This is a genomic window from Microcoleus sp. EPA2, from assembly GCA_020882975.1.
Lineage (GTDB): Bacteria > Cyanobacteriota > Cyanobacteriia > Cyanobacteriales > Microcoleaceae > Microcoleus.
Genome location: JAHRFD010000001.1, coordinates 580,409 through 591,164, shown reverse-complemented (window position 1 = coordinate 591,164; position 10,756 = coordinate 580,409). Strand labels below are relative to the sequence as shown.

At 45.0% G+C, this 10,756-nt stretch carries 7 protein-coding genes; 3 read left to right on the top strand and 4 right to left on the bottom strand.

The window, feature by feature from the left end; translation table 11 throughout:
• Nucleotides 1-264: 264 nt before the first annotated feature.
• The 4 genes from ccmS to AAFP14_RS02465 form a co-directional block, all read right to left on the bottom strand.
• Nucleotides 265-696 (bottom strand): beta-carboxysome assembly chaperone CcmS, encoded by a 432-nt coding sequence (gene ccmS, locus AAFP14_RS02480; protein ID WP_341730739.1) that lies wholly within the window; start codon nt 694-696, stop codon nt 265-267.
• Nucleotides 697-861: 165 nt separating this feature from the next.
• Nucleotides 862-2,643 (bottom strand): ABC transporter ATP-binding protein, encoded by a 1,782-nt coding sequence (locus tag AAFP14_RS02475; RefSeq protein ID WP_341730738.1) that lies wholly within the window; start codon nt 2,641-2,643, stop codon nt 862-864.
• A 485-nt stretch (nt 2,644-3,128) separates the two neighbouring features.
• Nucleotides 3,129-4,211 (bottom strand): RtcB family protein, encoded by a 1,083-nt coding sequence (locus AAFP14_RS02470; RefSeq protein WP_341730737.1) that lies wholly within the window; start codon nt 4,209-4,211, stop codon nt 3,129-3,131.
• 330 nt (nt 4,212-4,541) lie between these two features.
• On the bottom strand, nt 4,542-5,393 hold the full coding sequence (locus AAFP14_RS02465; protein WP_341730736.1) for a prephenate/arogenate dehydrogenase: 852 nt from the start codon (nt 5,391-5,393) through the stop codon (nt 4,542-4,544).
• Between the two features lie 553 nt (nt 5,394-5,946).
• Between AAFP14_RS02465 and AAFP14_RS02460 the strand changes: the two genes are divergently transcribed.
• From AAFP14_RS02460 to AAFP14_RS02450, 3 genes are all read left to right on the top strand, one after another.
• Entirely contained in the window at nt 5,947-7,512 is a 1,566-nt protein-coding gene (locus AAFP14_RS02460) for a pentapeptide repeat-containing protein (protein WP_341730735.1), read from the top strand.
• A gap of 77 nt (nt 7,513-7,589) precedes the next feature.
• The gene (locus AAFP14_RS02455; protein ID WP_341730734.1) at nt 7,590-9,152 is read left to right on the top strand and encodes a pentapeptide repeat-containing protein; all 1,563 of its coding nucleotides are present in this window, start codon (nt 7,590-7,592) and stop codon (nt 9,150-9,152) included.
• Between the two features lie 77 nt (nt 9,153-9,229).
• Nucleotides 9,230-10,756 (top strand): pentapeptide repeat-containing protein, encoded by a 1,527-nt coding sequence (locus tag AAFP14_RS02450; protein WP_341730733.1) that lies wholly within the window; start codon nt 9,230-9,232, stop codon nt 10,754-10,756.

The window sequence follows — 10,756 nt, the reverse complement described above, 5'->3', positions numbered from 1 at the left end:
AATATATAGAAGATCCACATCACTCGGCCAACTAAAGAAAGAACACGGGGACTGAAGTCCCCCGCGCCGCTTCCCTCTCAGGACTAAAGTCTCTGAGTTTCCCGCATCCCGCATTAATTCTTATGAACTGCGCAACCAACTTTAGTCAGGAATTACGCAGGCATATATACAGGACTAAAGAAACCTGGTTTTTCAGAAATATTAAGGGTTTGAATCAAATATTTTAGTAAAAAAACCCGGTTTCTAAACACCCTTACTTAAGTCCTATTTCATATATTCAACCATCTGCTGTTCCAACTTGGCCAACAATGTATCAACATCCGCCGCAGCTTCCTCAAAACAAACAGGAGGTTCCGGCTTAGGTTCAAATAGAATCAACTTAATTTGACCTTCTCCTATAGCCAAAATCGCCACTTCCTTCTCAGGCTTGTGAGCGTTCAACACCCCTATAACTTCCTGAATATGACTTCTAACTTGACGGTTCAACTCCTCAACCGCCTCTTTTTTACAATACACAAAACGTGCTGTTTCTGCAATATCAATGGCCAAAATTTCCTCGCTTTCCTCACCCCTTTCCAGAAATAGCCCCCAAGCCAAAGCAGCCAATTCATGTTGATTAGCTTTCACAAACTTATCTAATTTGCGACTCCAGCTATTTTCGTTGGGTTTAGACTCAGGGTTATCAAATAGAAACATTTTCTCTTCTTGCTTATAGAAACTAATATCTTACGGTTATTTGTTATTGGTTATTTGTGATTGGTTATTTGTGATTGGTTATTTGTTATTAGAAGAGTGTGAATAACTAATTACCAATGACCAATGCCCAATGACCAATGCCCAAGGCCCAAAACCCCTGCGTTCCTATTTTATACCAGATTGGACGCGCCAGAGCGACGCATAAACTCCATCATTTTCGATCAGTTGTTCGTGCTGTCCCGATTCTACCACTAGCCCCTCATCCATGACAAAAATGCAGTCGGCATTACGCACTGTGGAAAGACGGTGGGCGATCGCAATTGTAGTCCGATTTTTAGTAATTCGTTCGAGCGATCGCTGAATAGCCGCCTCCGTCTCATTATCCACCGCCGAAGTAGCCTCATCCAGAATCAAAATCGGTGGATTCTTCAACACAGCCCTTGCAATAGCAATCCGCTGGCGTTGTCCCCCCGACAATTTTTGACCCCGTTCCCCCACAATTGTCTCATAACCATCGGGCAATTGCACGATAAACTCATGGGCCTCAGCAATTTTTGCAGCATCTATGATATCAGAATTAGTTGCATCAAAACTGCCATAAGCAATATTTTCTGCCACCGTACCATGAAATAAAAATATATCTTGACTCACCAATCCAATCGCCCTGCGCAAATCTTTTAAATTCAGTTGAGTTAATTCAATACCATCCAAAGTAATGTAACCATATTGTACCTCGTAAAGCCGCAAAATCAACTTCACCAACGTACTTTTTCCCGAACCAGTAGGACCAACAATCGCCGTAGTTTTTCCCGCCATTAGCGTCAAGGAAAAATATTGTAAAATCGGTCTTCTTTGATTGTAAGAAAAAGTCACATTTTTAAATTCCAGCGCCCCCTTAATCGAACTGATGGGCAACCGAATATCTCCGGTGCGAATGGCGATCGGAGTATCCAGCAAATCCATCGCCCGATTAGTAGAAGCCATCGCCCGTTGATACTGATCCAGAGTGTCACCAAGCCTAGTCAGAGGCCACAGCAACCGCTGAGTCAAAAACACCAAAACACTGTAAGTTCCCACTGACAATCTGCCCGCTACCACCTCTAAACCACCCAGAAATAGCGTGGCGATAAAGCCCAAGAAAATGATAATCCGAATCAACGGAATAAAAGCAGCAGAAAGCACGATCGCCCTTCGGTTACTTTGGCGATAAGCTTCGCTTTGGTTGGCGATACGCTGAGTCTCATAATCCTCAGAAGTGAAACTTTTAATAGTAGTAATTCCGCTCAAGTTATTCGATAATTGACCGTTCAAAAAGCTCACCTTTTCTCGCACATCCGCATAGAGAGGGGCGAGACGGTTCTGAAAGGCGATCGAACCCCAAACAATAAATGGAATCGGCAGCATAGACAGCACAGCAACAGTCGGAGATGCTGCAAAAAAAGCCGCGCCAATAATCACTACCGTTGTAATTACCTGAATCACATCATTAGCACCACCGTCTAAAAAACGCTCCAGTTGATTAATATCATCATTCAAAATAGAAATTAAACCACCAGTGCTGCGTTCTTCAAAATAAGCTAATTCTAATTCTTGTAAATGACTGTAAGCTTCCAAGCGCAAATCATGCTGAATATTCTGAGCCAAATTCCGCCATAAGTAATCGTAAGCATATTCAAAAATAGATTCCAATCCCCAAACAATCGCGCTCAAAATAGTAATAATTGCCAGTTGCCAAAAAACATCTTTTATTCCCCACTGAGCGATAATTGAATCTTCATTTTTCACCACCACATCAACCGCAATCCCGATTAATGCCGGTGGTGCTAAGTCAAAGAGTTTATTCAGAAATGAACAGATAGTTGCTAGCCAAGCTTGGAGGCGGTAGCGGCGCCCGTATTTCAGCAACCGCTGTAAAGGATGGGTAGATTTAGGGGGATTTGGTGACAATTGAGGACTGGGGGTAATATCAATTCCGATCGCATCGGAATGATTGTTGACAGTTGACAGTTAACGGTTGACAGTTAACGGTTGACAATTGACAGTTAACTGTGAAACCATTGCTATTATTACATTTCCCTGATTCCTGATTCCTGATTCCTGATTTCTGACCTCCGCGCTCTCGGTTAAATCCGTTGCCGAATAGCCTTCTTGCTTCTGTCATATCTTGCACTACTGCCTTCAACCCGTCGAGTGGTTAAAACCCCCCGTCTAACAGCAGACATTAGCTTAAAATCGACTAAAAAGCTGAGAGCAAAAAGTTTTTAGCCATCCTAGCGAAGACTTGAGCTATCAGACAGGAGTTTCCACCTGAGAGTGGTTATGGTAACTGCGACTCCAGCCCATGGCGGGGGGCGGGTTTTTGAGTCTTTGCGTATCCTTTCCAGCTAAGGAGTGAACCCGCTCCTACCGATTCTGGTAACTGGTACTTAATCCTACGCTTTAAAGGTTAACACAGGCTTCATTTTAGCGACTACATCAACCATTTGCGCCTCTACTTGAGCGTCAATTATTGGTTGAATAGGCTTGTAAGCTGCCGGTGCTTCTTCTATTCTCTGCTCTTGGCGTAAGGTAATACAATCTATGCCAGTTAAACCCAAAGCCGTGTCACTTTTGTCAACACCTTCGCGACTCATATCGAAGCGCGATCGGGCTCTACCCGCACCGTGAGAAGCCGATCGCAAAAATCGATCGTTTCCCTTACCAACTAGCAGATAAGACGGTGCACCCATCGAACCAGGTATGATTAATGGCTGTTCGAGATAGGCGGGACAAGCACCTTTGCGAGTCACCCAGCCAGCACCTTCAGCTAAAGTAATATTGTGAGGTAAATCGTAGACTAAGGGAGCTTCGATATCGCCGAAAATTTGTCGCAAACGCAGCCGCAAAAGTTCTGCTAACAGCAAACGATTCACAAAACCGTAGTTAGCCGCTGTTGCTTCCGCTTGCAGATAGCTGTTGACAAGTTCGGGATTGGCGGAGAGTGACAGCCCGAAAAGCTCTGATTCCGGGTATTTTAGGCTTTTCGGCCAAGCGTCGCGCGATCGATCGCGCCACATTCCACCTATATATTTACCCACATTCCGAGAACCGGAGTGAATCATGAAAGCGATTTGTCCCGATCGCACACCCCAAGTATAGGCCCTAGCTTTATCCACAACTTCATCAACCACTTGAATTTCCACAAAGTGATTCCCGCCGCCAATAGTACCTAAGCCACCATCCCTGACTAAGCCGTCGTTTGGGACTAATTCTGGGGGAGCCCATTGGATATCGCCATTCATGAAACCGCCGAGGAAAGTGCGATCGGACTCTGCTACCAACTGCTCGAAATCAGAATTTGCGACACTGCCAGTTGCCACCTCCAACATAGCATCCAGCCATCCGGGAATCCCGTATTGGAACATCGCGCGAGCAGTTTTTGCCGTCATGGTAACATCGCGGGTACCGAAGAAATAATCACCTTTCATCAATTCGACAAATCGATCGCGTTTTGCTAAGAATTGGGCGATAGACAAATCAGCAAGGAACTTCGGCAACAAACAAACAGTTTTTTGGTAATTCCATTAGAATCAACCAGGCCATCGCCCAAAAGTGACAACTATCTTGGCAAAAAAACCATCTCGCGCCCAAAAATAACAAAGTCGCGGAAAATCTGTATAACTGGTATTCGCCACCAATAGCAAAATCAACAGAGTTGCTGCCTGCAAATAATAGTTAAATACACCCACTCAAAAAAAAAAATTCCTAATAGGTCAAAGTCAGTCGTGCATTTTTCCATGAAAATCATAATCTAGACTGCGACCTTAGCAAGTTAATTTTTACCTAGGTTTTTAATTTTTAACTTTTTAGTTGGAATTGCTTAACCCGTAGCTGCTTCTGGTGTCTTGAGTCAGGTTCAGCTTGTTTTCGAGAGTGGCCCAATCTTGAGCTTCGATATTGCCAATCAATTGGTCGAGACAGTCGCGGTATATAGAGAGCGATCGCAATAATTCCACTCGATTGTACTTGGCCACCATCACTCCCAACTCAGGATTGCCACCACCAACCCTACTGGTGTCTCGAAAGCCTGAACTGGCCAAATGTTGCGCTAGCTTAATAATATCTCGATCGCTCTCGTTGGCGCAGGCCGCCAGCAATGTCGCGCTCGCCATGATTGGCAAATGAGAAATCCAAGCCACAGCTCGATCGTGTTCTGCTGGCCCACAGCGGTAAATTTTAGCACCTAGCGATCGAGCAATCTCCTCTACCCTTGCCACCGCAGCAGCAGGGGTACAAGCAGTGGGAGTCACCACATAGGGCCGGCCCACAAACAAATCCGACACCGCAGCGTCAATCCCGCTCTCGGCAGTCCCCGCCATTGGGTGTCCCCCCACAAAATTGGGCCACAGAGATGATAGGGACTGGACTATGGGTGTTTTTACCGAACCCACATCGGTTAGAATAGTATCAGGGGAAAGATGAGGTACTAACTGTTGGGCGATCGACTCGATCGACCCCAAGGGCGTGCATATAAAAACCACATCGGCTACTGCCATGTCAGACAGATAGACACTGGCTCTATCCACAACACCGCGGGCGATCGCCCTCTGGCAGGTTTGTTCCCGGCTAGAAACCCCAAACACCGAAAAACCGCGCGATCGTAAATCCAGCCCGATCGACCCGCCTATCAAACCCAATCCTACAATACCAATATTCATAACTATAAAATGGAGACATTTGTTTGGTGCTCGACGCACTCTTGACTATAAAACCCCGTTGCCTGTCTCTTGTCAAACTCAGGATTTTGGTAAGGCGTAGTTTCTGGGGGGATTTACCTGTAAAACCGCGTTCTTTTTAACGCTATGGCTAGCAACTTTTTGTCTTTTGTTGATTTTAACAATTATGATTCAAACTGAATCTTCTCAAAAATGAGCGATCGCCACTCCAATTGTATTATAATCATTTAATTACTTTTTAGGCAAAAGTAAATATTTTAAATCCGACTACTTCATCGAGGCTCAAATGCGGCGAAAAACACAGACAGATGGTTGAAGAATAAATTTATTCCAGAAAGGTCAGAAATGGTGAGTTCCACCAAGATTGCCTGTGGAGCGGATCGACAAGAGTAACAGTAATTCTTAGACCGCGATGAAGCAGGAAGTTAAAACCAAAACTAGCTTAGTCCAGTTAAGTCTAGACTTAAACAGCTTTGGATAAATTTAACAGAACGGTTCTCAGTCTTCCATCTTTTTTCTATAGGGTGCCGTCCCCATGACAGTCGAGGAACTCCTTACAAAATATGCCACCGGAGAGAGAAACTTTGCCGGTATCAACCTGACTGAGGCAAACCTCAGCGGAGTCAACTTGAGCGGAGCCAACCTCAAGGGTGCGAATCTGAGTGTCGCCAACCTCAGCGGAGCCAACCTCAGCAAAACCAACCTCACCGGGGCCAAACTCAACATCGCCAGACTCAGCGGAGCCCATCTCGGTGGAGCCAACCTCACCGACGCCGACCTCAACGTCGCATACCTAGTGCGAGTTGACCTCAAAAGAGCCACACTCACAGGAGCCAAACTGATCAGAGCCGAACTGATTCGAGCCGAACTCAGTGGTGCCAACCTAAGTGGTGCAAACCTCAGCGGTGCCACCCTCACCGAAGCCACCCTGCGGGGAGCGAACCTCAGCCAAGCCAACCTTCGAGGTGCAAACCTCAGCGGCACATCCTTGACTGGGGCCAACCTGGAACAAGCAAACTTGCAAGGAGCCGACCTCAGCCGAGCCGACCTCAGCGGTGCAGACTTGCGAGGTACAGAACTCCGACAAGCCAACCTGACTCAAGCTATACTCAGCGGGGCCGACCTCAGCGGGGTTAACCTTCGCTGGGCTATCCTCAGCGGCTGCAATCTCCGCTGGGCAGATCTCAGCGAAGCCAAACTCAGTGGTGCTGACTTGAGCCGAGCCGACCTCTGCCACGCTAACTTGCTCAATGCCAGCTTAGTCCACGCCGACCTCTCCAATGCTTATCTGATTCGAGCCGACTGGATTGGGGCAGACTTAACCGGTGCCACTTTAACCGGAGCCAAACTCCACGCTGTTTCCCGGCTCGGTATCAAAACTGAAGGCATGACTTGCAAGTGGGTTGACCTCAGTCCCAACGGCGATCACAGCCAAATTTACTGGCTAAATCCCGGAGGCGGCACCCAGGAGTTTTTTCACTCCTCCTTGCCTACAGTTCGGATTGTGATTGATGCCCCCTTAGACCAAGGCGCTCATTTTGCACTAGCTGCAACTTATTACCAAATTACTCAACAATACCCAGGTTTAAGCGAGCCACCAACCATCGAAGTCAACTCCAGGCGCACCACACTTGCTTTTAAAATGGACAGTGATGATAAGTTATTCGCCACCGCTTACGTCGCCATAATTCCGTTTAACGATGCGGCCATCACTCAAAAAAATCTGATAGCCTTGATGAAAATGATTCAATCCCATGATGCAGGCAATCTCAATGTCAAAGAATCCAAACACGTCCAACATTCCAGCAAAGCCCTCAACCAAGCTATCAGCAAAGTAGATCAAATCAAAATATCTAATTCTTTTCCCAAAATAGGGGCAAGTATCAACTTCTTTCAGATACCAACACAAATGATATTAATTAATTCTCGCGACCAAAGGCTCAGTGTATATCACCACCAAGCTTTTGGCAAGCGCCTGATTAAAAAATATGACCCCAATAACTCAACAGCAGGCAAGTTCGTGGAAAGTAGCAAATTATCTCAGACAAATCTCAGTAATGTTTTAGATTTTATCAAAGGTTTCCATAACATTGATGTATAAGCATATTGCCTCAAGTTGCCAAAATTGCTTATTCTAAAGCTTTGCGATCGCTAAAAAAATCTAGGAGATAGATAAGCATGGACGCCGCAGAACTCCAAGCCAAATATGCAGCAGGAGAAAGGGATTTTACTGCCATCCTGCTGTGCGAAGCCAATCTCAGCAGAATCGATCTGAGCGGGGCTAATTTCACCGAAGCAATCTTAAGTCTCACTAACTTGAGCGGAGCTAATCTCGTTGGCACCAATCTCAGAAAAGCCAAGCTCAATGTTGCTAGACTCAGCGGTGCTAATCTCAACAAAGCTAATCTGTCTGGTGCAATCCTCAACGTAGCTAATTTGATTCGAGCTGACCTCCGGGAGGCTCAACTGGTGGAAGCTACACTGATCAGGGCTGAACTGATTCGAGCTGATTTCAGCAATGCCAATCTCAGCGGTGCTAACCTCAGCGAAGCAGATTTGAGAGAAGCCACTCTCCGAGAAGCCAATTTAGAACAAGCAGACCTTAACGGAGCTCATCTCAGAGGTGCTTGTCTCACGGGGGCTAACTTGGAACGGGCAAATTTGCACAGGGCTGACCTCAGCAGGGCTGACCTCAGAGGAGTTAACCTCTGCAATGCCGAACTCAGACAAGCTAATCTGTCTCAGGCTAACCTCAGTGGTGCCGACTTACGAGGGGCTAATCTCCGCTGGACTGACCTTAGTGGGACTAACCTGACTGGCGCGGATCTCGGTGAAGCGAGGTTGAGCGGGGCCAATTTATACGGAGCCAATTTGAGTAATGTCAACCTGTTGAATGCTACTCTGGTACACGCGGATTTGACCCAAGCCAACTTGATTCATGCTGATTGGGTAGGTGCTGATTTGACTGGTGCTGCTTTGACGGGGGCAAAAATTTACGCTGTATCGAGATTTGGTTTGAAAGCAGATGATATTACTTGCGATTGGGTTGACCTCAGCCCCAATGGCGATCGCAGTCATATTCAGCGTTTCACTGCCGAAGAAGCTCAAAAGTATTTTAATGCTACACCACCTACGGTACAAATTATTGTCGATCGACCCCTAGACCCCAACGCTAACTTTATCCTGGCCGCCACCTACCGCCAAATTGCCCGCCAATACCCAGGCTTGAGCAATCCTCCCAGTATCGAAGTTAACTCCCGACGCACCATCATATCGTTTAGAATTGACCAGGACGAACAACTCTTTCCCACTGCCTTCGTTGCCATCATTCCCTTTAGCGACGCGGCATTTACTCAGAAAAATATTATCAGTCTACTGAGGATGATTCAACCACAAACGGGCAATAACCTTGGGGTCAGAGTTTCCAACTTGGTAGCGCAATTGAGCGTGGCTTTGACCCAAACTATTAGAAAAATAGGAGAGATGAAAATTCAGCCTGTGCGCCTGGATAATGAAACTGTATCAACTTTTTTTCAGTCCCCCACCCAAACTATACTTTCTAATTCCAGTGCCGAAAGTTTGATGGTTCACTATCACCCAGATTTTGGCAGACATTTGATAAATTTACCAGGGGTCAATAAAACTGCCATTAATCCTACCATTAAAGCCCAAAGACTCACAACTCCACCTATCAACACCGTAATTGAGTTTATTAAAGGGTTTTATCAACTAGGTGATTAAATATCATCAATTCAGGCTCAAGTATTTTTATTTCTATATGCCGCCAAGTAAATCCTAGCATAATTAAGGTAAAAAAAATGGAAATAGCAGCACTTCTGAATAGATTTGAACTGGTGAAAAAATACACAGAAGGCAAGAGAGATTTTACAGAAATTAACCTCAATGAAGCAAATTTGAGTCGGATTAATCTCAGTCAATCAATTTTGAGAAAAGCGACTTTATTTGTCACCAACATCGGCGGTGCTAACTTGAGCGAATGTGACTTGACAGAAGCTAATCTGAATGTAGCAAGACTCAGTAATACCAATCTGACGCGAGCAATCTTAAATGGCGCTACTATTAATGTTGCCAACTTTGTGCAAGCTAACTTAACAGAAGCTCAATTAATTGGAGCATCCCTGATTAGAAGTGAATTAATCAGAGCCGAACTCAGCAAAGCTAACTTCACCGGAGCTAACCTGACTCAAGCAGATTTAAGAGAGGTACAAATTACCGGTACTAACCTCAGTGGTGCTAATCTTTCTGGTGCAAACCTCCGAGGTGCCTCTGGTTCATCAGCTAACTTTGAAGAAGCTAACTTACATGGGGCTGATTTGACTAAAGCAGAGCTTAAAGAAGTGAATTTTAGCAATGCGGATATGAGACAAGCTTCTTTACATGAGGTAGATCTCAGTGGCGCGGATTTAAGCGGAGCCAATCTTACCTGGGCAGATTTGAGCGGTGCTAATCTCAACGGCGCTGATTTGAGCGATGCTCAATTGAGTGGTGCTAACTTGAATTTAGCAGATTTAAGCAATGCTAATTTAGCAAATGCTAGTTTGGTTCACGCTGATTTGACTGAAACAAATTTGATGCACGCCGATTGGGTGGGTGCTGATTTGACGGGAGCAACTTTAACAGGGATAAAAATTTATTTGCTGCCGCGATTTGGGGTGAAAGTAGACGATATTACCTGTGAATGGATCGATCTCAGCCCTAGGGGCGATCGCACTCAGATTCAAAAATTTAATTCGCCCTCAGAATCGAGAAAATTTTTAAATCACAAACCGGCGTTAGTACAAATTATAGTTGATGCGCTGTTAGACCCGTCAGCAAACACCGCTTTAGCAACAGCTTACTACGAAATAGCTCGGTATTATCCGACCATGAGTTCTTCTCCCAATATTGAAATTGACTATCGTCGGACAACTATCACTTTTAAATTTGAGAGCGATGAGCATTTATTACCCTCAGCTTTTTTAGCAGTTCTTCCTTTTGACGACTCTATAGAAATTCATAAAAATATTGTAGAAATTGGCAAAAAAATTCTCAATCAAGATCTGGGTAAAAAACGGATAGTGCAGTTCTGTAAAGAATTGAATGCTGCTATAAATAATATCAGAGAGGTCAAGGAATTAGTGTTATCCAAAAAAGCTGAATATGAAACCAAATTTTTTGATTCACCTACCAAAACTATTTTAATTAGTTCGGGAATGCAGAGTTTGACTGTACATCATAACCCGAATTTTGGTAAGCGAGGTCAAAATCATCGCAGCCGTAAGTTCAATGTGTCTGTGGGTCAACAATTAGTTGATTTTATGGCAAGTTTTGATTATGTTGATTGA

What these genes read in the sequence shown, in the direction of transcription:
- AAFP14_RS02450 (WP_341730733.1), top strand. Translation starts at nt 9,230, where the DNA reads ATGGAAATAGCAGCACTTCTGAATAGATTTGAACTGGTGAAAAAATAC.
- ccmS (WP_341730739.1), bottom strand. Translation starts at nt 696, where the DNA reads ATGTTTCTATTTGATAACCCTGAGTCTAAACCCAACGAAAATAGCTGG.
- AAFP14_RS02455 (WP_341730734.1), top strand. Translation starts at nt 7,590, where the DNA reads ATGGACGCCGCAGAACTCCAAGCCAAATATGCAGCAGGAGAAAGGGAT.
- AAFP14_RS02460 (WP_341730735.1), top strand. Translation starts at nt 5,947, where the DNA reads ATGACAGTCGAGGAACTCCTTACAAAATATGCCACCGGAGAGAGAAAC.
- AAFP14_RS02465 (WP_341730736.1), bottom strand. Translation starts at nt 5,393, where the DNA reads ATGAATATTGGTATTGTAGGATTGGGTTTGATAGGCGGGTCGATCGGG.